9 protein-coding genes (1 of these 9 running past the window's edge) are annotated in these 23337 nt (G+C 70.8%); all 9 read right to left on the bottom strand.

What is annotated here, in order from left to right; all coding sequences use genetic code 11:
* Positions 1-85 precede the first annotated feature (85 nt).
* The gene (gene sbnB / locus AB852_RS24945; protein ID WP_073792448.1) at positions 86-1087 is read right to left on the bottom strand and encodes a 2,3-diaminopropionate biosynthesis protein SbnB; all 1002 of its coding nucleotides are present in this window, start codon (positions 1085-1087) and stop codon (positions 86-88) included.
* A gap of 21 nt (positions 1088-1108) precedes the next feature.
* Positions 1109-2074: a 2,3-diaminopropionate biosynthesis protein SbnA gene (sbnA, locus tag AB852_RS24940; protein ID WP_073792447.1), complete on the bottom strand. Its 966-nt coding sequence runs from the start codon at positions 2072-2074 to the stop codon at positions 1109-1111.
* Positions 2075-2117: 43 nt separating this feature from the next.
* Positions 2118-2525 carry an aspartate 1-decarboxylase gene (gene panD / locus AB852_RS24935; protein ID WP_073792446.1) on the bottom strand — a complete coding sequence of 136 codons (408 nt, stop codon included), beginning with the start codon at positions 2523-2525 and terminating at the stop codon, positions 2118-2120.
* Between the two features lie 139 nt (positions 2526-2664).
* On the bottom strand, positions 2665-2874 hold the full coding sequence (locus AB852_RS24930) for an MbtH family protein (RefSeq protein ID WP_073792445.1): 210 nt from the start codon (positions 2872-2874) through the stop codon (positions 2665-2667).
* 76 nt (positions 2875-2950) lie between these two features.
* The gene (locus AB852_RS24925) at positions 2951-4156 is read right to left on the bottom strand and encodes a cytochrome P450 (protein ID WP_178391108.1); all 1206 of its coding nucleotides are present in this window, start codon (positions 4154-4156) and stop codon (positions 2951-2953) included.
* A 14-nt stretch (positions 4157-4170) separates the two neighbouring features.
* Positions 4171-5316 carry a CaiB/BaiF CoA transferase family protein gene (locus AB852_RS24920; protein WP_073792443.1) on the bottom strand — a complete coding sequence of 382 codons (1146 nt, stop codon included), beginning with the start codon at positions 5314-5316 and terminating at the stop codon, positions 4171-4173.
* The gene (gene ccrA, locus AB852_RS24915) at positions 5313-6578 is read right to left on the bottom strand and encodes a crotonyl-CoA carboxylase/reductase (RefSeq protein WP_073792442.1); all 1266 of its coding nucleotides are present in this window, start codon (positions 6576-6578) and stop codon (positions 5313-5315) included. Before ccrA ends, AB852_RS24920 begins: the two co-directional genes overlap by 4 nt.
* Entirely contained in the window at positions 6569-7330 is a 762-nt protein-coding gene (locus AB852_RS24910) for a thioesterase II family protein (RefSeq protein ID WP_143201277.1), read from the bottom strand. The genes ccrA and AB852_RS24910 overlap by 10 nt, the downstream gene beginning before the upstream one ends.
* Positions 7327-23337, bottom strand: the 3' portion of a protein-coding gene (locus AB852_RS24905; RefSeq protein WP_073792440.1) for a non-ribosomal peptide synthetase. Its footprint extends 1827 nt past the window's final position; the window shows 16011 of its 17838 coding nt (coding positions 1828-17838); its start codon lies beyond the right edge, outside the window; its stop codon occupies positions 7327-7329. Before AB852_RS24905 ends, AB852_RS24910 begins: the two co-directional genes overlap by 4 nt.

Raw genomic sequence — 23337 nt, 5'->3', positions numbered from 1 at the left:
GGGCTGAATGATCGGCCCGTTGGACCGCTGTCCCCCGTTCCCGGTCGGCCGGCGTCGCCGGATGACCAGGACGGGGGGAGGATCGTCACCATCGCCGGGTCTCGGCGAAGAAGTCCGGCACGGCGACGGTCGTGCCGGCCCTGCGGGCGCGGCGGTGGACGAACGCGCCGACGGCGAGGTCCAGGATGCCGAGCCCGAACGGCGAGAAGATCACCGGCCTGCCCGGCGGCAGGGACACGGCGCCCGTCAGGACTCCGGCGAGGGTGCCGGTCACGAAGTCACGCCCGCCTGCCGCCTGCTCCGCCAAGTGCGGCGAGGTTTCGGCCTTCATGCAGTGCTCGACGTCGTCGAATATGTTGGACGCTGTCAGGATCACCTCGGGTGCGAGGTCACGGAGCGACAGGTTGAGGACGACCTGCTCCGGCTTGAAGTGGGTGTGGACGTAGGGACGGCCCGCCGTGGTGGCGAAGATCACCGTGTCGGCCTTCAGTGCCGTGCCGAGGTCGTCGGTGAAGTCGGCGCTCTCCCCCAGGGCGCCGCGCAGGTGGTCGACGAGGGCCTGCCCGGACGTCTCGTCCACGTCGTGCACAAGGTAGGAGGCGGGGCGGCAGCCAGCTTCTTGCAGGTACCGGCACACGGTGCGGGCGATGACGCCAGCACCGACGACCGCGAGGCAGGTTCCCTCGTACCCGTCGGGTCGCAGGGCCTGTGCCGCCACGGCAGCCGAGGCCGCCGTACGTGCGGCGCTGATCTGCGCGGCCTCCAGGCAGGCGATGGGATATCCGGTCTCGTAGTCGTTGAGGATCAGCACGGCCGAGGCGCGCGGTACGGATTTGCGGGTGTTGGCCGGGAAGCTGGAGATCCACTTGATGCCCGCGAGTTGGACATCCGCGCCGAGGAACGCAGGCAGCGCGATGATCCGCGCATCCGGCTTCTCCGGGAAGCGGAGGAAGTGGCTGTCGGGGTTCACCGACTCGCCGGCCTCGTGCTGGAGGTACGTCTGCCGCACGAGAGCCATGACACCGCTCCGGTCGTCGTTCAGGATCTCGTTGACCACGGGTCCGGGAACCAGGTCGAAGTCGAACATGCGGACTCTCCTTTCCAGGAGTCAGAGGATCGGCTGGAGGGCTTGCGGGCCGAAGTGGTCGACCACCCAGTCGTCGTCGTAGACCGTCTCCAGGTAGCGCTCGCCCATGTCGGGTGAGATGCAGATCGACTGCAGGGAGCGGTCGGCATCGTGCCGGTCGAGCCAGGTGCGGGCCCCGCCGACGACGGTTCCCGTGGAACCGCCGAAGAGCATTCCGCGTGCGGAGAGAGTGCGGCACATGCGGACGGCGTCGTTCTCCGGCACATGGACCACGTCGTCGAACAGACCGGATTCGAGCATGGGCGGCCGCACTCCCGCGCCCAGGCCCGGAATGTGCCGGGGCGCCGCCGGGGCGCCGAAGCTCACCGACCCCACGGCGTCGACGGCGACGACCCGGGCGCTGCTCCCCGCGTCTCGGAAGTAGCGCACACATCCCATCGCGGTACCGGAGGTGCCCACGCCGACGAACACGACGTCCACGTCGGGGAAGCGTTTGAGTATCTCCGGTGCGGTTGTCTCGTAATGCGCTTTCCAGTTCTCCTCGTTGGAGTATTGGTCGAGCCAGACGTAGCGGCTGTCCTCGGTGCACAGGCGCCGCACCAGGTCCAGTCGCGCTCCGAGGAAGCCGCCCTCGGGGTGCGGCTCGTCGACCCTGAGGACGGTGGTGCCCAGGGCCCGCATGGTGGCGGCGGTGAGCTGATTGCACCGGCGGTCCGTGACACAGGTGAAGTGGAGGCCCTTGCTCGCCGCGATAGCGCTGAGGGCCACACCGAGATTCCCGGACGAGGATTCGATGAGCGTGGTGTCCTCGGTGATCAGGGCGGCACGTTCGGCTGCGGCGACCATGGAGGCGGCCGCCTTCATCTTGATCGAGCCACCGAAATTGAGCCCCTCGCACTTCACATAGAGCCTGCGTCCCAGCAGCGGGCGCAGATCGACGTACAGATCGGAGCCGAACAGCTCCTGCGGTGACGTGATGATGGTCATGGATGTTCACCTCGGGGGGGGTGGGCCCCCAGCTCCCCGTTCACTACCGGCCTGGCAGTTGCGCAGGTGCGCCGGGCACCGGCTCGGCCGGGTCATGTCCCTGATGGACTTGCCTGTTAGCACCGTCCACGTGCACCACTTTCGCCTGGTGGCTGTGCAGTTCGGACTGGTGGAGCTGGGCGTAGGTGATGATGATGACCAGATCCCCGGGGAGCACCAGGTGCGCGGCCGCACCGTTGACGCCGATCACGCCGGAGCCGGGTTCGCCCGCGATCGCGTAGGTCTCCAGCCGGGCGCCGTTGGTGATGTCGACGACCTGGACCTTCTCGTTCTCCACGATGTCCGCCGCCTTCATCAGGTCGGAGTCGATCGTCAGCGAGCCGACGTAGTGCAGGTCGGCTCGGGTCACGGTGGCACGGTGGATCTTGCCATTCATCAAGGTGCGCTGCATGAGATGCCTCGGTTCGGATCTCGGCTGATGGTGTCGGCATGACCGGCGGCATCCACACCCGGGTGGATGCCGCCGATTGTGCGGTCGCGCCGAGGGCGGCGGGCGACGCAACGGTATGGACGGTCGGGGCGGTGAGGAATCACTCCCCCATGGCGCGGATCAAGCTCTTGGGACGCATGTCGGTCCAGTTCTCCTCGACGTAGTCGAGGCAGGACTGCCGGTCCGCCTCGCCGTGCACGACGGTCCAGCCGTCCGCGACGTCCGCGAAAGCGGGCCACAGGGAGTGCTGTCCCTCGTCGTTCACCAGAACGTAGAACGAGCCGTCCTCGTCGTCGAACGGGTTGGTCATGGTTGCTCCTTGGTCTCCTTGAGAGGATTTTTCCCGGGTTTCTTCGCGGGTCTTCACCGAGTGCGCGATCGAACGGTCACACGGGCTGGCCCAGCCGTACGGACAGCACAGCCGAGGACGGATCTGTGATCACGAGCGCCGGACTCCGTGACGGCGTCATGGCCGACGCAGACCGCAGCAGTCCGGCCAGCGCCGCGTGGGCCATGCTCCTGGCGAGCGCGGCTCCCAGGCAGTAGTGCATTCCGTGGCCGAACGCCAAGTGCGCGTTGTCCCGCCGGGCGGAGTCGATGACGCCTGGTTCGCCAAACCGGCGGTGATCGCGGTTGGCGGTCGCCAGGACCACTTGGACGAGGTCTCCCGGCGCGATGGTCGCTCCGCCCAGTTCCACCGGCTCGCGTGCGATGCGCAGGGTGCCCACCTCCGCGGACCCGTGGCGGCGCAGGATCTCCTCGACGAGCGCGGGGACGCCGGCCGGGTCCGAGCACCGCACGGCTCCTGTCAGGACCAGTACCGCCATGGTCCTGACCAGATGAGCGGTGGTGCGGTGTCCGGCGATCAGAATGCTCAGCGCCATGGAGACGAGTTCTCCCTCGGAGAACCGGTCGCCGTCGTCTCTGGCCCGGACGAGCGCGGTGAGCAGGTCGTCCCCGTCCCACCGTTCGCTGCGTCGTACGGCGATCGCTCCCGTCATGTAGGCGATCAGCTCCCGGGCATCTGCCACGATCCTCGCCGGGTCGCCGCTGGTGAGTCCTTCGGCCGACGAGCGCCACCGCTGCTGGTCGCCGGAGGGTACTCCCAGCAGTTCACCGATGACCAGGATGGGGAGCTGATGGGCGAAGTGCTCCATCAGATCCACTGTGCCGTCGGCGTCGACGTGATCGGCGAGCCCCGTGAGCAGGTCGTCCACGACCTGCTCAACACGTGGTCCGAGTCGCTGTATCCGACTAGGGGTGAAGGCGTGGGACACCAGTCTGCGCAGCCGGGTGTGGTCCGGCGGATCGTAGGCGGCGAGGGTCGAGGTCAGGGCCGTACGCAGGTCTTCTGGCAGGTTCGCGCCGGGCAGGGGAACGCTGTCCTGCCGACTGAGGTCGTTGCTGAAGCGAGGATCGGTGAGCACCGTGACGACCTCGTCGTATCCGGTGACCAGCCAGAGCTCGACGCCACCGAAGTGGCGTCCGCGGATCACGGGCGGACCCGCCGACAGGATGTCGTACCGGGAGTCCCGGTCGGCGGACGACAGGATCTCGTCCAGCCGTGGACCCTCGGACGCAAATGTGGGCATGGCGACCTTTCCGCTCATGAGCGTGGTCCGTTGGACTCAAGGACCTCGGCGGTGTGCTCGCCGAGGTCCGGTGCGGGCGTGCGGAAGGAGTCGAGCCCGGCGCCGAAGACCACCGGGAAGCGGACTTGGTGCCACCGCTGGTCCTCTGGTCCGCCCGGCACCTCGGTGATCAGCTCCCGGGCCTGGACGTGTTCGTCGTCGACGACCGCCGCCGCCGTCTCGTGGACCGGTGCCCAGGGCACGTCCAGTTCGCCGAGCACCTCGATCCACCACTTCAGATCCCGGTCGGCGAAGACGGCGGCGAGGAGGGCGGACACCGCCTCCTTGTGCCGGGTTCGGTCGCGGCGGCGGTCGTAGGCGTCAGTGGCCAGGGCAGGGAACTCACCGGCGAGCCGTTCGCGGAAGGCACGCCAGAACTTGTCCTCGAACAGGGCGAGGGACAGGCGTCGGCCGTCGCGTGTGGTGAACGCGTCGTTGTCCCCGGTGACCAATGGGCTGTTGACCGCGGCGCCATTGAGCGCGGGCAGTGCCAGCGGTCCGGCCCAGGCCGCGGCCGCCTCGTGCAGCGACACATCGACATGCTGACCGGTGCCGGTCGTCGCGGCATGCTGGGCCGCCACCGTGATCGACAGAGCGGCGTACATCGCCCCCGCGAGGTCCGCGACCCGCACTCCGGGGCGGTCCACGCTGCCTGTCGGCCGCTGCGGTACGGCGAAGAACCCGGACAGGGCCAGGAAGTTGACGTCGTGACCGGGCCGCCGGGAGTAGGGGCCGGTCTGACCGAAGCCCGACAGGGAGCAGAGCACCACACGGGGGTTGGCGCGCCGCAGCGCGGCGAAGCCGAGACCGAGCCGGTCCAGGACACCGGGCCGATGGCTCTCGATCACCACGTCGAACCGGGGCACCAAGGCCAGGAAGGCCCGTTTCCCTTCAGGCTCGGCCAGGTCGAGCATGATGGAGCGCTTGTTCCGGTGGATCGCGGCGAACGTCTCGGGCATGACCTGCCGGAGCGGGTCTCCGACGGGTGGCTCGACCTTGACCACGTCCGCCCCCAGGTCCGCGAGCAGCGAACCGGCGAAGCCGCCCGGCAGCAGCCGTGTCAGGTCCAGGATGCGCAACTGCCGCAGCGGCAGCCACGATGTGTCCTCCCGGCCCGTCATCTCACCACCTCGCCAGGCAGGACGGTCATCCCCGGCTCGGGAGCGTTCACCAGCACGGACATGTTGCCCGGCGGATGGGCGTTCTCGTAGATGAGCCGGTGCAGCTCGGCGATGTCACCGAACGGTGCCGTGCGGCTCAGGCAGGGGTCGAGTCTGCCCGCCGCGACCAGGTTGGTGACCTCCCGTGACTCCCGGGCATTGGCGCAGTGCGACCCCTGCAGGCGCTTTTGGAACATCCACAGGAAGCGCAGGTCCACGTCACCGTTGTAGCCGCTGGTCCCAGCACAGGTGACCACCATCCCGCCGTTGTCGCAGACGTACAGCGATGTCGGCAGGGTGTCCTGCCCCGGGTGCTCAAGGACGATGCGGGGCGAGCGACGCTCGCCGAGCACGTCCCAGATCCCGCGGCCGAAGGCACGGACACCGCTGAGCCAGTCCTGGTACGCGGCGGTGTCGGTGTGGTCCGGCAGCCTGCCCCAGTGGTCGAACTGGGTACGGTTGATCACGCCTCGGGCACCCAGCCGGAGGCAGTGCTCGGCCTTCTCCTCGGCCGACACCACCGCGATGGGCACGCCGCCGAGCAGATCGACGATCTGGATCGCCATGGAGCCGAGACTGCCCGAGCCGCCCCACACCAGGACCGGATCGCCCGGCCGGACCGTGTGCGGCGGCCATCCGCACAGCTGGCGGTACGCGGTGGCACCACCGGCAAGGAAGCAGCTGGCCTCCTCCCAGGTGAGCCGTTCCGGCTTGGGGTGCAGCTGATACTCGTCGACCACGGTGAACTGGGCGAAGGTGCCGAAGTTGAGTTCGTACCCCCAGGCCCGCTGGGAGCGGGAGACAGCAGGATCCGTGCCGAGCCTGATGTCGTCCGCCCGCTCATCCCACTTCAGCCCGCCGAACACGACGTGCTCGCCGGCGCGGAACCGGGTGGCGCCCTCGCCGGTCGCCCAGACCACCCCCGATCCCTCGGAGCCCGCGATGTGGAAACCGTGCGGGTCGCCCTGTTTCTGCCGGGCGGCGATCACGTCCACGGGTGTGCCCAGACTGGCCCAGACGCCGTTGTAGTTGATGCCGGCCGCCATCACCATCACCAGCACCTGGCCGGGTCCCACCGGCGGCACCTCGACGACCTCGATCTTGATCGCGTCCTGCGGCAGGCCGTAGCGCTCCGGGCGGATCAGCGCGGCGTACATGTGATGGGGCACCTCCCCCAGCGGGGGGATCTCGCCCAGCTCGTAGAGGTCTCGTGTCATGTCCATCCAATCCCTGCGGCGAGGCGGCGCAACTCCTGGCCGGCCTCTGTGTGTTCCAGCAGATAGAAGTGGCCGCCGGGATAGCCCCGCCGGTGGGGCGGGCGCGGCACGTCGTCGGCCCACAGCCGGGCTTCGTGCGCGTTCGCCTCGTCGTCGTCCTCGCCGTACCAGATGTGGTATTCCGTGGCGTCGTGCTGTCCGCCGCGGCGGACCGGCGCGGAGTACGTGTCGATGAGCTGCATGTCGTGGCCGAGGGCCGTCACGGCCAGGTCCACCAGCTCCGTGTCGGCGAACAGTTCCGGAGGGCAGCCGCCGTACCGAACCATGTCGTCCCTCAGCGCCGCCCGGGACCGGGCGGTGAACGCCGTCGGCGGGAAGGTCGCGAGTCTGCTCCTCGTCGTGGGCGAGCGGGAACCGGAGAGCACGACACCGGAAACCAGGCGCCGACAACGGTCCGGCAAGGCCTCGACCAGCGCATGGGCCAGCAACGCACCCATGCTGTGGCCGAAGACGATGGTGGGGCGGTCGAGCAGCGCCTCGAACTCCGGCTGGAGCAGGGTCACCGCTTCTGTGAAGGTGCGTGCCGGATCGCTGCGGTCGTTGAGTTCCAGCAGGACGACGCCGCAGGTTTCCGGCAGGTGCCGGGCCAGCGGCAGCAGCGACGCGGCCGACCCGCCCGCGTAGTGCAGCAGCACCACACGGTGCGGGGCGTCCGCGGCACCCAGCACGAGGTGCCGGGACATCGCGCGGGCGCTCACGCGGGTGCCCCGTCGTCGAGGACCGCCCGCAGGACACGGCCGATCTCACGTAGCGGTGCGCCATCGAGCATCTGCTGGTGCTCGCAGTCGATCGGATAGGTGGTGATCGTCCCCGTGACATGCGGCCGCCAGCTGTCCTCGGTCAGGCGGTTCACACCGTGACCGCGGACGGCGGGGAAGAAGGCCATGTTGCCGTCGAAGGTGCTCGGAGTATGCGATGCAGCCAGCTCGGTGAAGTTCCGGGAGACCTGCACCAGCCGCTGCGACCGCTCGCCCAGCAGGGCCACCATCGGATTGTCGTGCTCGCGCAGCAGAGTCTCCGCCTCCTCCGCCGTCATCCCGTCAGGCAGCCGGTCGGGCAGATCACCGACCGTCTCCAGCAGGGTCCGGAGGATGGTCACACCGTCGGGCGACCCGGTCACCAGCCCCGCTGCCGGTGCGGCGTCGAGTACGGCCAGCAGTTCCACGTCCTCCCCCGCCCGGAGGAGCCTCGTCGCGACCTCATGGGCGACGATTCCACCGAAGGACCAGCCGACGAGCCGGTAAGGGCCCGGTGCGGTCTTCCTGATCCGGGTCGCGTAGTCGGCGGCGAGTTCCGCCACGGATCCCGGCAGCGGGCCGTCGTCGCTGTATCCGGGAGCCTGCAGGGCGTGGATCGGCGCGGTGTGCGACAGCACCCGGATCAAACCCGAGTAGCGCCAGCCGAGCCCGCTCGCCGGGGGCAGGCAGAAGACCGGCGCCGCAGTCCCCTGGGGGCGCAGGGGCAAGAGGACCTCGAAGGCGGCGTCCTGCGCGATCCCGCCGCCCAGGATGTGCCGACGGGCGAATCCGGCGACCGTGGGGGTGAGGAACAGGTCTCTGATGGTCGGCGCACCACCGAGCCGGCGCCGGACCCGGCCGATCAGCCGCATCGCGAGCAGGGAATCGCCACCGAGGTCGAAGAAGTCGTCATCGGTGCCGACCTCGGACACGCCCAGTACCTCGCGGTACAGCTCGCACAGCACTTCTTCCACCCGGTTCGCCGGAGCTGTGCGCGCCCGCAGGACGGGCGCCACCACGCCGAGCGCGGCGCGGTCGACCTTGCCGTTGGCCGTCACCGGCAGCGAGTCCCGGACCACGACGGCCGACGGCACCAGGTAGGTGGGCAGCAGACCCTGGGCGAAACGGGTCAGTTCGGCAGCGTCCGGCCGGTGTCCGGCCGACGGCACGGCGTACGCCACCAGACGCGGACCCGTCGGCGCCTCGTGGGAGACAACCACGACGCTGTGTGCGACACCGGGGTGGGTGGCCAGGACGGACTCGACCTCGCCCGGTTCGACCCGGAACCCCCGGATCTTGACCTGGGTGTCGGCGCGGTCGGCGAACTCCAGCAGACCGTCGGAGTTCAGACGCGCCAGGTCACCGGTGCGGTAGGCGCGTCCGCCGGACCCACCCGGCTCGGCGACGTACCGGGTCGCGGTCAGGCCCGCCTGCCCCACGTAGCCGCGGCCGACTCCGTCGCCCGCGACGTAGACCTCGCCGACGGTTCCCCCGGGTACCGGTCGAAGGACGTCGTCCAGGAGGTGAATCCGGATGCCGGGCAACGGCAGCCCGATGGGCACGGCCGCGCCGACTGTTCCGGCGGAGCGCATCCGGTGGGCCGTGACGAACACCGTGGTCTCAGCCGGGCCGTATCCGTTGGCGAGGGACAGGCCGGGATTGCGCCGCAGCACCTCCCGTGCGGCGGCGGGCGGAACGACGTCGCCTCCGAGGAGCACTTCCCGCAGGCCCTCGAAGCACGACGGCTCGTCCTCGACCAGCGTCCGGAACAGGACAGGAGTGAAACACGCCCACGTGACCCGCTCGTCGCGGATGACGCGGGCGAGCGTGACGGTGTCCAGGTCACCGGGCGGAGAGAGGACGAGGCAGCCGCCGTTGAGCAGAGTGCCCCAGATCTCCGCGGTAGACGCGTCGAAGGCGAGCGGACTGTGCACGAGCGCCCGGCGCGGCGCGCGGAAGCCCTCCTCACCGGCGATCCAGGTGAGCTCCCGGCGGGACACGGCCACGGCCTTGGGACGGCCGGTCGAGCCCGAGGTGGACATGACGTAGGCCATGGCTCGTACCGGCACGGCGGGGAACCTGACGTCATCGCCGGGCGGCACGACCATGGCCGGATCGATGACCGGGATGCCGAAGTCCGTCGCCCCTTCACCGTCGGCGAGCAGCAGCGCGGCGCGCGACTCGGCCAGGACGGTCCGTATCCGTGCGGTGGGGAACCTGTGGTCGAGCGGCACGTACGCAGCACCGGCCTTCAGGACACCGAGCAGCGCGGCGACCATCCGGGGCGTGCGCTCCAGCCGCACAGCCACTGTGACCTCCACACCGGCCCCCGCCGCCACGAAGGCCCGCGCCAGCCGGTCGGACCACGCGTCGAGTTCGGCGTAGGAGAAGGTCCGACCCTGGCCGGTCACAGCCGGGGCGTCGGGGGTCTTGGCCACATGGCCGGCAAAGACGTCGATCGGATCGCGGTCGGGCGAGTCCGCAGACGGACCGGACACCACGGCCCGGGCCCCGTCCCGGTGCCCGGTGACCCGATCGACCGGCTGGCCCGGATCGGCTGCCATCGATTCCAGCGCGTCGCAGATCCAGGTCACGATCTGCTCCGCCCGGGCCGGGGCGATCAGGTCGGCACGGTGGACCAGTCGTAGCCCCATCCCGTCGGGGTGGGCGGCAGCCACCAGGCCGATCGGATAGTGCATCCCGTCCCTGGCCTGCTCCATCCGGACGGCCGTGTCGGCCTGGCCCACCCGGACGGCGCCCCCGCCGGTCGGATAGTTCTCGAAGGCCAGCGCGGTGTCGAACAGTTCACCGGCACCGATCAGCCTGTGCACCTCGGCGAGCCCGAGGTGATGCGCCTCGCCGAGGGCCGCCTGTTCGGCCTGGAAGCGGCGCAGCGAGTCCGCCACGGTCTCGGCGGAGCGCGCGGTGAGCCGGACCGGCAGGGTGTTGATGAAGCAGCCGATCATCGACTCGATGCCAGGGACAGCCGGCGATCGTCCCGACACCACGCTGCCGAAGACCACGTCCCGCCGTCCGGTGAGACGGCCGAGCACGAGCCCCCAGGCGACGTGCACCATGGCGCTGGTCGTGACACCCAGCGCACGAGCCGTCTCCTGTACCAGGGTCGCGACCCGCGCGGGCAGTTGCCGACGCACTTCCTGCCGCGGGCCGGCGGGCTCACCGCTGCCGGGAGCCACTCGGCAGCTGTCCACACCCGACAGGGCGGCCCGCCAGGCCTCCCGTGCCGCCTCCCTGTCTTGCCCCACCAGCCATGACGCGAAGGCACGGTGGGGAGTCACGGTGGGCAGCCGGGCTTCGTCCCCAGCGGTCCGGTAGGCGGCGAAGAGTTCGCGCAGCAGCAACGGCAGCGACCAGCCGTCCAGCAGGATGTGATGGTGGGTCATGACCAACCGGTGTTCTTCTTGGGCCAGCCGCACCAAGAGCATCCGGATCAGAGGCGGAGCGGCCAGGTCGAAGCCCGCGCGGCGTTCCTCGGCCGCCAACGCGGCCAGCTCGGCCGCATCGGCAGCCGCGGCTTCCTTCCAGGGGACGGCCGCCTGTCCGGCGATCACCTGGACAGGGGGGCCGTCCGGTGTCTGGACGAACGCCGCGCGCAGGGCGTCGTGGCGTTCGACAACCGTCTGGACCGCTTGACGCAGTGCGTCGGAATCCAGCTCTTCAGGCAGGGCGAGGACGCTCTGCACCACGTACGGGTCGTCGTGTTCGCGGTCGGGGCCGTCGAGCAGCGCGTGGAAGAGCAGGCCTTCCTGCAAGGGGGTGACCGGCAGCACGTCCGAGAGTGCCGGCCAGGTCCGCTCGATCCAGTCCACCTGCTGCTGGGCGAGGTCGACGAGCGGGAAGTCCGAGGGACTCCGGGTGGCCGTCGCGCCGTGCGCGTGGACGACGATGCCCTCCAGAGCCTCGAACCAGAGATCGGCCAGGTCTTCCACGTCCCGCTCGGCCAGCACCCCGGCCGGCCAGGTCCAGTTCGCGACGAGTCGTGGTCCCTCGGGGGTGTCCCTGATCATGGTGTCGAGCGCTACGGTGTGGGCCACGGCCCGCGCGGCGGTTTCCCGCGGCGTCGTCGCGGGGGCGGAATCCGCCGGACCGGTCATCCGCCCCAGGTAGTTGACGCAGATCTGCGGTGTGCCCGCCCGGGCCAGCAGCGGCATGCTCTGGGGATTGAGGTAGCGCAGCAGGCCGAAGCCGAGCCCGGAGTCGGGCACGGACCGCAGCCGCTCCTTCACCCGCTTCACTGCCGAGCCCACGTCCGGGGCACCGCGTCGGACGTCTGCCCACTCCAGTGCCCCGGGATCGAGGGCCACCGGGTGCAGCGTGGTGAACCATCCGACAGTCCGGGTGAGGTCGAGTCCGTCCTGCTCGACCCGGCCGTGCCCCTCCACGTCGAGCAGAACCGCGCTCGTCGCGGGGATGCCCCGGCGCTTTCGCCACTCGCCGACGGCCAGAGCAAGCGCGGTGAGCAGCACATCGGGTACCCGGCCGTGGAACGCCGCCGGGGCGTCGGTGAGGAGCGGAGCCGTGGTCCCGGCCCGGGCCGTCCGCAGGATCGACCCGGTCGTGGCGACGGTGTCCTCGAAGGGATCGAGGGGCCGGTCGCCCAGTGCGGGGTCGCAGGTGCGCAGCACGTCCGTCCAATACCGGACCTCGGTGAGCCGGGAACGGTCCGTGGCGGCGGCGACCAGCCGTTCGGCCCAGCGCTTGAAGGAGGTGCCGACCGGGGCGAGCTCGACCGTCCGGTCCTCCGCGGAGGCGGTCAGGGCCTGGTCGAGATCGCCGCTCAGGATGCGCCACGACACCGCGTCCACGACGAGATGATGGGCGGTGAGGGAGAGCAGACCGGGTGCGCCGGGTTCCCCCGGCAGCAGCACCGCGGCAAGCATGAGACCGCGGTCGGGGTCGAGACGGTCCCGGGCAGCACCCACCGACTGGGCCGCCAGCTCGCGCAGTGCGTCGCCGGACAGCCCGGTCGTGTCGGCGACGACGAGCAGGTCCTGCGCGTCGACGGCTCCCGGTTCGGGAATGTCCAGTGCCCACAGCCCTGTGTCGTCGTCCCGGGACAGGCGCATCCGCAAGGCGTCGTGATGGTCGAGGACGGCCTGCAACGCGGCGGTGACGTGGCGCCGGTCGAGTCCGGCCGGCACCGGGACGGTCACGGACTGCTCGAAGCCCGCGATGTCGTCACCGAGTTCGCGCAGCCAGTGCATGGCCGGGGTGAGCGGGACCGGGCCCCTCCCCGGATCGGGCACGGGTGCCGGGGTGGGGCGACCGGACGCAGCCACCGCGGCGAGTTCCGCGATCACCGGGTGCGTGAAGACGTCGCGCGGGGTCAGCGACAGTCCCTCCCGGGCCGCCCGGCTCACCAGTTGTATGGCGAGGATGCTGTCGCCGCCGAGCTCGAAGAAGTGGCCGTCGGCCGGCAGGTCGGGCTGACCCAGCAGGTCGCTGATCAGACGGCACAGGACGCGCTCGTACGCGGTGACCGGGGTACGGCCCGGGGCCCGGCCGGCGCTCGGGGCCGCAGCGGTGGTGGGGGCGGGCAGCTGCGCCCGGTCCACCTTGCCGTGGGCGGTGAAGGGCAGCGCGTCCACAGGGACGAGCGCGGTCGGCACGAGGTGGTCGGGGACCCGCTCGGCGAGCCATCCGCGCAGCTCGGCGACGCTTGCGCCGCCGGGTTCCGCGACAATGTACCCGGCCAGCCGTGGCCCGGCCGGAGTGGAGAAGGTGGCCGCCGCTGCGGCGCGCACCGCGGGATGGCCGAGGAGGGCCTGCTCGACCTCGCCCAGTTCCACGCGGTGTCCGCGGATCTTCACCTGTCCGTCGGTTCGGCCGATGAACTCGAGTTCGTCGTTCCGGTGCCGCCGCACCATGTCGCCCGTGCGGTACATGCGCACACCCGGTGCGCCGTACGGATCGGCGACGAACCGGCCGACGGTCGCGGCCGGCTCGCCGCGATAGCCCCGGGCCAGGCCCGGACCCGACAGGTAGAGCTCGCCGACCATGCCGGGCAGGACCGGGCGCAGCGCGGGATCGAGCACGTACGCCTTGGTGTTGGCGAGCGGCCGGCCGAGGGGTGGCACACCGTCCCCGGCCAGTGCCCCGGTGATCGTCGACGCCACCGTGCACTCGGTCGGACCGTAGACATTCAGGACCCGGCACGACGAGGCCCATCGGTCCACGAGCGAGCCCGGTACCGTCTCGCTGCCCAGGGCGAGCACGAAGCCTTCCGGCAGCGTTCCGGGGCGTATCCGTGCGGCGACGGTCGGGGTCAGGGTCGTGTGGGTGACGCCGTGGCGCGCAACCAGGTCGGCCAGGTCGGCCGCAGCGGTGACCCGGTCGGTGTCGAGCAGCACCAGGGCCGCGCCCGATGACAGGGCGAACAGGATGTCCCCGGTGGCCACGTCGAAGCCCGGTGAGGCGAACTCCAGGACACGGCTTCCCGGCCCGACCTGATAGGCATCGGCAAGGCTGAGGGCCAGGCCCGGCAGTCCGCGGTGGGTGACCAGCACGCCCCGTGGGGTGCCGGTCGAACCCGAGGTGTGGATCAGGTAGGCCGGATGGTCGGGTGACCAGGGACGCAGCCGATCGGCGTCGGTGGGGTCGTGAGCGGGGAGGTCCGGCAGGTGTTCGGCCGGGTCCAGGACGGGCGCGTCCGCCGGTCCCGTGTCGCCCTTGGCCAGGACCAGTGCGGGAGAGGCCCGGTCGAACAGCAGGCGCATCCGCTCGGCCGGGTAGTCGGGGTCCACCGGCATGTACGCCGCGCCGGATTTCAGTACCGCCAGCAGGGCCACGATCAGGTCGACGGACTGGGGGAGGTGGAGCGCGACGATCTGCTCCGCGCCGATCCCCCGCGTGATGAGCCGGTGGGCCAGCCGGTTGGCGCGCTCGTTGAGCTCCTGATAGCTGATGCGGTCTGCGCCGCACACGACGGCGTCGTCGTCCAAGCGGTGCGGGACGTGCCGTTCGAAGGCGGCCAGCGCGTGCTCGACGGGCACAGGGCGGTCGGTGTCGTTCCAGGGGAGCTGTTCGGTGGCCGGCTCCAGGCGCGCCGCCCCGATCCGCAACGTGGGATCAGCCGCGACCTGGTCGAGGAAGAGCACCAGCCGCGCGGCCAGTTCCTCCCCGGTACGCCGGTCGAACAGGTCTGTGGCGAGTTCCAGGGCTCCTGCGAGGCCTTCGTACTCCCTGGCGGCTCCACGGCGTTCGGCGACGTTGACGGCAAGGTCGTACTTCGCCGCGACATGGCCCGTGAGTTGCGCGCTCACCCGTATCTCGTCGAGGCGCAACGGGGAAGCGCCGTACTGGTCGAACGCCAGCATGACCTGCACCAGAGGGTTGCGGGCCATGGACCGCTCGGCACCGAGCACGTCGACGAGCCGTTCGAAGGGCACGTCCTGGTGGGAGTATGCGGCCAGGTCGGTCTGCCGGACACGGTCCAGCAAGGTGGTGAAGTCCGGATCGCCGCTGGTGTCGGTGCGCAGGACCAACGTGTTGGCGAAGAACCCGATCATCGGGTCCAGCGCGCTGTCGTCGCGGCCGGCCACCGGTGTTCCGATCGGAACGTCGGTGCCGGCGCCGTGCCGGGTGAGCACCGCGGCGAGGGCCGCGTGCATCACCATGAACAGCGTCACGCCGTGGCGTGCGGCGAGCTCGGCGAGCAACCGATGGGTGTCCGCGCAGACGGTGTACTCCACCAGTTCGCCCTGGTGCCCCGCGGCCTCCGGGCGTGGGCGGTCGGTGGGCAGCGGGAGCTCCTCGGGCAGTTCGGCCAGTGTGTCGCCCCAGTACCGGATCTGCTGGGCGATCATGCTGTCGGGATCGTTCTCGTCTCCGAGAAGCGCGCGCTGCCACATCGTGTAGTCCGCGTACTGCACGGGCAGCGGGGGCCAGTCGGGGGCGACGGACCGCTTGCGAGCGGCATAGGCGGTGGACAGGTCCGTGGCGAGTGGTTCGAGGGAGCCTCCGTCGCCGGCGATGTGGTGAAGCACCACCGACAGGACGTGGTCCTCGGGGGCGATCCTGAACAGCCGTGCCCGCAGCGGAGGTTCCTCGGCAAGGTCGAAGGCGTGCGCCGATGCCGCGGCAAGTTCCGCCGCGAGTGCGTCGGGTGCGACGTGGCCGACGGTCAGGCCGGGCCAGATGTCGTCGACGGGGAGGATGCGCTGGCAGGGCACGCCGTGGTCGCTGTCGATGACCGTGCGCAGCACTTCGTGCCGGTCCACCACGTCACTCAGGGCGGCCTGCAGGGCCGTCGCGTCCAGGGGTCCCCTCAGGCGCAGCGCGAACGGGATGTTGTAGGTCGCCGACGGCCCTTCCAGACGGTCGAGCACCCACAGACGCTGCTGGGCGAACGACAGCGGTACGCGGGTGGGCCGGGTCACCGGGGCGACGCGGGGACGGGCGGCTGCCCTGTCGTCGAGCACCGTGTCGAGGGCGCGCACCGTCGTGGCCTCGAAGAGCTGTCGGATGGGCAGCCCCACCCCCAGTGCGTCGCGTACCCGGCCGATCAGCCGAACGGCCAGCAGGGAGTGTCCGCCGAGCGCGAAGAAGTCCTCGTCGACGCCCACCGACGGGCGCTCGAGCACCTCGGCGAACAGGGCGCACAGGGTCTCCTGACGCGGCGTCGCCGGAGGCGTCACGTCCATGGCGAGCCGAGGGGCGGGCGGGCGTACGGCCGGAGCGGGGGCGACGGTGTACTCGGTCGGCACGAGGTGTTCCGGCAGCCATCGAGCGGCGAACGCGCGCAGCCGGTCGACATCGAGAGCATGGCCGTCCTCGGCGATGACGTGCACCGCGACGGTCTGCCTCCCGGCTTCCGTGTCGTGGTGGAGCACGGCGGCCACCTGCTGAACGTCGTCGTGTTCGGCCAGGACCTCCTCGATCCGGGCGAGGTTGATCTCCCGGGCAGCCGGCACCGGGGCCAGATGCCCGTCGAGTGCGTCGCCGGCGGTGAGGTCCACGACTCCGATCCGCACCGACGGGTCGGCCGCCACGGTCTCCAGCAACCGCCGCAGCCGTTCGACGAGCCGTTCGACCGTGGCCCGGTCGAAGAGGTCCGAGCGGTACTCCACCATGCCAGCCACGCCTGCGGGACGGCCCGCGACCGGGTCGCGTTCGGCGAGGTTGAACCCTAGGTCGAAGTTGACCGCGCCTACGTCCAGCGGTTCACCGGTGATCCGCACGGACGGCAGGGACAGCTCGGTCCGCGGGGCGTTCTGGAGGACCATCATCACCTGGAACAAGGGATGGCGAGCCAGCGAACGATCCGGGTTGAGGGCCTCTACAAGGTGCTCGAACGGCAGGTCCTGGTTGTCGTAGGCGGCCAGAGCCGCCTGCCGGGCCCGGCCGATCAGCTCGCCGAACTCCGGATCGCCGGAGGTGTCCACGCGCAGTACCTGGGTGTTGACGAAGAACCCGACCAAGTCCTCCGTGGCCGTGTCCGTCCGTCCGGCGATCGCGCTGCCGAGCAGGACGTCGGTGCCGGCACCCACGCGGGTGAGGAGGGCGGCGACGGCACTCTGCAACACCATGAACAGGCTGGCCCGGTGCGCACGGGCGAGGTCCAGCAGCCGGGCGTGCAGATCGGCCCGCAGCTCGAACGACAGCCGCTCGCCCGCCGGTGTGGAGTCCTGTGCTCTCGGTCGGTCGGTGGGCAACGGGACCTCCGCCGGGGCGGCAGCCAGTGCCCGGCGCCAGTGGACGAGCTGACGGGACAGCACGCTGCCGGGGTCGTCAGGGCTGCCCAGCACCGTGCGCTGCCACAGCGCGTAGTCGGCGTACTGCACCGGCAGGTCGGACCAGTCGGGGGCCTCGTCCCGGACCCGGGCCCGGTAGGCCTCGGCCAGGTCCCGGGCGAGCGGTCCGACCGACCAGCCATCGGCCGCGATGTGGTGCAGGACCAGCAGCAGCACATGCTCGTGGTCGTCGAGCGCGAACAAGGTGGCGCGCAGTGGCAGGTCGGTCGTGACGTCGAAGGGCACCCGGCCGGCCGCGGCGAGGGCTTCGGGCAGCGCGTCCGGGTGGGTGGCGACGACCGGGAATTGCGGCCGCGCCCGCTCGGCGGGCCGGACGATCTGGGAGGGTTCGCCGTCCTGTTCGGGAAACACGGTGCGCAGTGTTTCGTGCCGGGCCACCAGGTCGCACAGCGCCTCGTGCAGCGCGTCCCGGTCCAGATTTCCGCTCAGGCGCAGCACGGTGGGCAGGTTGTAGCCCGGTGAGGACGTGTCGAAACGGTTGAGGAACCACAGGCGCAACTGGGCGAACGACAGTGGGACGCACGCCGGCCTCGGCATCGGGACGAGCAGCGGACGCGCCGGTGTACGCGCTTCCAGTCGTTCGCACAGGGCGGCGACGGTGGGGCCCTCGAAGACGCGCCGAATCGGCATCTCGATGCCGGTGACCGACCTGATCCTGCTGACGAGCCTGGTGGCCAGCAGGGAGTGCCCGCCGAGTTCGAAGAAGTTGTCGTCGATGGTCACCTCGGGCACCCCGAGCACCTCGGCGAACAACTCGCACAGCACCTGCTCCCGGGGCGTGCGCGGCGGGCGTCCGGACGACAGGACGGCGAAGTCCGGCTTCGGCAACGCGTTTCTGTCGAGCTTTCCATTGGCGTTCAGGGGAAGTTCGTCGAGGACGACGAAGGCGGCCGGGATCATGTAGTCCGGCAGCCACCGCCGCAGCCCGGTCCGCAGCCGGTCGCTGAATCCCCGCAGGCGGCGGGTGCGTGCGGGGCTGTTGGCGTGCGCTTGCAGGCTGTCCCAGGCCGGGTCCCCCGTGTAGGCCTGCACCGTGGCGTCGGCGTGCGCGGGCAGGAAGACCGCGTCGAAGCAGTCGTCCCGGCCCTGCCCGGACCATGTGGTCACCACCTGGAAGCCGTGAGCGGCACCCACGTCGTGGAGGTCCTCGGGGTCCACACCCCCGGCCTCGGCGCGCAGGGCGGCCAGCACCCGGGCGGTTCCGCTGCCACTCCGCAGCTCACGCAGGGCGTCGTGCTCGGCGAGCAGTCGGCCGTTGGGCACGTCGGTGACACGGAGGCCGCGGGGTGCGTCCAGCAGCGCCCCGGCCACTGCGCCGGTCGAGCCCAGGTCCGCCCAGCCCATCCGGGGCAGGTCCTCGACCGGGGCCGGGGCGGCGGGTGCCTTGGTGATCACCACCTCGTAGCGGTAGCGCGACAGTTCGTTGTCGAACCGGCCCCGCTTGAGCCTGATGTCCACCCCCGCGATGTCGGGGGACGTCCGGGCGAGCGCGACGAAGAAGTCGGGTGCCAGCAGCAGCTCCTCCTCGGCGGCCACCTTCTGCTCCACCAGGGCACGGACCGAGGAGGTGTCCGCCGCGTCGGTGAGCTGTCCGACGGCGACCGCCGTCTGCAGACAGCGCAGCAGGCGCAGATTGCGGATGTCGCCGAGGACGACGCGGCCGCCGGGCACCAGCAGATCCAGGCACTTGTGCACTACATCGGTGAGATAGCCCGCGTGCGGGAAGTACTGGACCACCGAGTTGAGCACGATGGTGTCGAAGAAGTCTCGGGGCAGTCCGCTGACGTCGTCGGCACTCTGGACCCGCAGTGCAATGCCCGGCCTGTCCTCGCCGCGCGCCCGCAGCCGCTCCCCCAGCTCCGCGATCACCGACGGGGAGAAGTCGGTCCCCCAGTACGCCTCGCACTGCGGGGCCAGCCGGGACAGCAGCAGCCCGTTGCCGACGCCGATCTCCAGGACGCGCCGGGGCTTCAGCCGCAGCACTTGGTCGACGGCCGCCGAACGCCACTGGGTCATCTCGGCGAGAGGCAGGTGCCGACCGTCGTAGCTGCTCTGCCAGACCGTGAAGTCCTCCCAGAAACCTCCGTCGGCGACCTGGTCTGCGTAGAGCGAGTCGTAGAGGTCACGCCACGAGCTAACCTGGTCGTTCTCCTCCGGCTCGTCGCGACCTGCGGACCACGCCGTGCCGGGGACGACGTAGCCGACGAGCGTGCGCTCGCCGTCACCCGTCTCGTCGGCCAGGACGGTGGCCTCCACGACGTTGTCCTGCCGGGACAGTGCCGCCTCGACCTCACCGAGTTCGATGCGGAAACCGCGCACCTTGACCTGGTCGTCCGCCCGGCCCACGAAGTTCAGTCCGCCGGCCCGGCGCCACCGCACCAGGTCGCCGGTGCGGTACATCCGACTGCCCGGCTCGCCGAGGGGATCGGCAACGTACCGTTGCGCGGTCAGTGACCGACGGTTGAGGTATCCCCGGCCGAGGCCCGTTCCGGCGATGTAGAGCTCACCGGTGACGCCGACAGGCACGGGTCGCAGGCTGGGGTCGAGCACGTACATGCGGACGTTCTGGGTCTGGCTGCCCACCGGGGGCGGACCGTCGGCGACCGTCCGGGAGTCGCCGACTTCGGCCAGGGTGCTCCACACGGTGGTCTCGGTGGGGCCGTAGAGGTTGACGACGCTGGAGCCCACCGCCCGCATCCGCTCGGCGAGGCCGGCACCCAGCGTCTCGCCGCCGACCAGCAGCCGCATCTCACGCAGCCCTTCGGGCGCGTGGGCGAGCAGCGTGCGGTACAGCGACGGTGTGGCCTGCAGGACGGTGGCGTCATGGCGCACGGCGAGTTCGGCGAGCGTGGCGGGGTGGCGGACCGCCTCCGACTCGGCGATGACCACGCGTCCGCCGTGCAGCAGGGGCAGATAGACGTCGACCGCGACGATGTCGAACGCGACGGTAGCGACGGCGAGCGTGCAGTCGTCGCTGCTCATCGGGAACCGCTCGGCGAAACCCGTCAGGTTGTTGATGATGCTCCGGTAGGAGATCACGACGCCCTTGGGCCGGCCGGTGGAGCCGGAGGTGTAGATGATGTAGGAGGCGTTGTCGGGCAGGATCGGGGCGACACGGTCCTCGTCGGCCGGGTCCGAGGCGTCCCGCCCGGACAGGGCTCGCTCGGCCGAGGGGTCCCCGAGCACGAACATCGGGGTGTTCCCCGCAGGCAGGCGGGGTGCGATGTCCGGGGTGGTGATCAGGAGGGTCGGCCGGGCGTCACCGAGCAGGAACTCCAAGCGCTCGGCAGGATGCGTGGGGTCCATGGGGAGGTACACGCCCCCGGCCTTCTGGACGGCGAGCAGTGCCACGACCATGTCGACCGAGCGGGGGACGGCCAGGGCGACGACCTGTTCGGGTCCGACGCCGTGCGCGATCAGCTCACGGGCCAGGCGGTTGCTGCGCGCGTTGAGCTGGGCGTACGTCAGCTCGTCGCGGCCGCAGCGCACCGCGGGAGCGTCCGGTGTGGCTGCGGCCTGTTGCTGGAAGCGTTCGTGCAGGAAGTGGGCCGGCAGGGGCCGGTCCGTCCGGTTGCGCGTCACCAGCAAGTCGTGCTGCTCGGCCGGGGAGAGGAACTCCACCTGCTCGATGGGGGTCGCGGGATCGCGCACGACGGTCCGCAGGAACTCGCCGTACCAGGCGACGAGTTGTTCCACGGTCTCCCGGTCGAAGAGGTCGGAGGCGTACTCGACCGTCCCGTACAGCCCGTCGGGTCCGCCCTCGGCCGTACGCCGCTCGGCCACGCTGACGAAAAGGTCGAACTTGGCGTTGCGGGCGGGCACCGGGCGGGGCTGGGCGGTCAGGCCGGGCAGGTCGACCGTGACGCCGTCGACGTTCTGCAGGGCGAACATCACCTGGAACAGGGCGTTGCCCGCCAGGGAGCGTGCCGGGTTCATCGTCTCCACCAGGTGCTCGAAGGGCAGGTCCTGGTGGGCGTAGGCATCAAGGTCGGTGGCGCGGACCCGGGCGAGGAGCTGACGGAACGCGGGGTTGCCCGAGGTGTCGCAGCGCAGCACCAGGGTGTTGACGAAGAACCCGACGAGCCGGTCGAGCGCGTTGTCGGTCCGGCCGGCGACAGGTGTGCCCAGCGGGATGTCGGTGCCGGCGCCCAGTCGGGTCAGGAGTGCCGCGAAGGCAGCCTGCAGCACCATGAACAGGGTGGCCCGGCCGGTCCGGGCGAGGTCGGCGAGTTCGGTGTGCAGATCGGCGTCGAGAGTGAAGTCGACGGTGGCGCCGCGGTAGCTGGCCACCGCGGGCCGCGGCCGGTCGGTCGGCAGATCGAGTTCCACCGGGGCTCCGTCGAGGACGGTGGTCCAGAACGTCACCTGGCGGCCGATGAGGCTGTCGGTGTCCTCGCCGTCACCGAACATCTGGTGCTGCCACAGGGCGTAGTCGGCGTACTGCACGGGCAGCGGCGCCCAGTCGGGCCGCGCACCGTCGCGCCGCGCGGCGTAGGCCGTGGCCAGGTCGCCGAGGAGCGGGTTGAGCGAGGAGCCGTCGCCGGCGATGTGATGGAGCAGCAGGATCAGGACATGGTCCTCGGTGGACGCCCGGGACGTGAACGCCCAAGCCCGCAAAGGTGGTTCCGCGGTCAGGTCGAAGGTGTGGTCCACCGCGGCGCGCACCGCGTCGTCGAGTGCGTCGGGGTCGACGGCGGCCACGGTGAGCTGCGGCTCGACGGCGTCCGGTGCCAGCACCACCTGGTGCGGCAGGCCGTCGTGGGACGGGAAGACCGTGCGCAGGCTCTCGTGTCGCAGCATCACGTCGGCCATGGCAGCGCGCAGCGCCTCCGTGTCCAGCATGCCTCCGAGGTTCAGCACGACGGGAATGTTGTACGTCGGGCTCCGCCCCTCGAGCTGGTTGATGAACCACAGCCGCCGCTGCGCGAACGACAGCGGGATGCGCTCGGGACGCGGCACGGGGCGCAGGGACGGCCGGGTGGCGGCAGCGGGGTCCAGAACGGTCGCGAGGCCCGCCACGGTCGGTGTCTCGAACAGCTGCCGGAGGGCGACCTCGACACCGAGCGTGGCGCGAATCCGGTTGACCAGCCGGGTGGCGAGCAGCGAATGACCGCCGTGCGCGAAGAAGTCGTCGTCGATGCCGGTCCCGGCCAGTCCCAGCACCTCGGCGAACAGGTCGCACAGGATCGCCTCGCGCGGGTTGCGAGGGCGCCGTCCGGCACTGTGGGGGCGGTGCGGCGCGGGCAGCGCCCGGCGGTCGACCTTGCCGCTCGGCCCGATCGGTATCTCGTCCAGGATCGTGAAGGACGAGGGCACCATGTATTCCGGCAGTACCGTGGAGGCTGATTCACGGACCGCGGAGATGTCCGTGTCGGGCTGGGCGAGCAGGTAGGCGGCCAGTTCCTGGCCGTGCGCCACCACCACGGCCCGGCGGAGGCCGGGGTGCCGTGCGAGCACCGACTCGACTTCGCGCAGTTCGACCCTGAAGCCTCTGATCTTGACCTGGTCGTCGGTCCGGCCCAGAAACTCGAGGATTCCGTCGGCCCTGCGGCGGACGAGGTCACCGGTGCGGTACATCCGCTCGCCCGGTGTCCATGGGTTGGCGACGAATCGTTCCGCGGTCAGCCCCGGCCGGCCGAGGTAGCCGCGGGCGAGCTGGGCGCCCGCCAGGTGGAGCTCACCAGGCACTCCGGGCAGAGTGGGGCGCAGGTAGGGGTCGAGCACGTGGGCCTGGGTGTTCCATCCGGGTCGGCCGATCGGGACCGTGTCGTCGCATACGTCCCAGGCCGTCACGTCCACGGCTGCTTCGGTAGGACCGTAGAAATTGGCCAGCTCGGCGCCGAGGGTGCGCCGGAACGACGCGGCCAGTTCCACGGGCAGCGCCTCGCCGCTGCATACGACCAGTCGCAGCGAGGAGCATCCGGACGCGGCCGGTTCCTCCAGGAACATCTGCAGCATCGAAGGGACGAAGTGAGCCGTGGTGATCCGCTGCTCCTGGATGAACTCCGCGAGATAGCGCGCGTCCTTGTGGCCCTCCGGCCGCGCGAGGACCAACGTGGCCCCGGTGATCAGAGGCCAGAAGAGCTCCCAGACGGACACGTCGAAGCTCGACGGTGTCTTCTGCAGCACCCGGTCGTCGGCGCGCAGCCCGTAGGTGTCCTGCATCCACCGCAGCCGGTTGAGAATCGCGGCATG

It is taken from the genome of Streptomyces uncialis (assembly GCF_001905345.1).
In the GTDB taxonomy this organism is placed as follows: domain Bacteria; phylum Actinomycetota; class Actinomycetes; order Streptomycetales; family Streptomycetaceae; genus Streptomyces; species Streptomyces uncialis.
The sequence above is the reverse complement of the archived record's forward strand: the minus strand, read 5'-3'. Positions and strand labels throughout refer to the sequence as shown.

Excerpts from the sequence above, each read along its gene's own strand:
- sbnB (WP_073792448.1), bottom strand. The coding sequence starts at position 1,087 with ATGTTCGACTTCGACCTGGTTCCCGGACCCGTGGTCAACGAGATCCTG.
- sbnA (WP_073792447.1), bottom strand. The coding sequence starts at position 2,074 with ATGACCATCATCACGTCACCGCAGGAGCTGTTCGGCTCCGATCTGTAC.
- panD (WP_073792446.1), bottom strand. The coding sequence starts at position 2,525 with ATGCAGCGCACCTTGATGAATGGCAAGATCCACCGTGCCACCGTGACC.
- AB852_RS24930 (WP_073792445.1), bottom strand. The coding sequence starts at position 2,874 with ATGACCAACCCGTTCGACGACGAGGACGGCTCGTTCTACGTTCTGGTG.
- AB852_RS24925 (WP_178391108.1), bottom strand. The coding sequence starts at position 4,156 with ATGCCCACATTTGCGTCCGAGGGTCCACGGCTGGACGAGATCCTGTCG.
- AB852_RS24920 (WP_073792443.1), bottom strand. The coding sequence starts at position 5,316 with ATGACGGGCCGGGAGGACACATCGTGGCTGCCGCTGCGGCAGTTGCGC.
- ccrA (WP_073792442.1), bottom strand. The coding sequence starts at position 6,578 with ATGGACATGACACGAGACCTCTACGAGCTGGGCGAGATCCCCCCGCTG.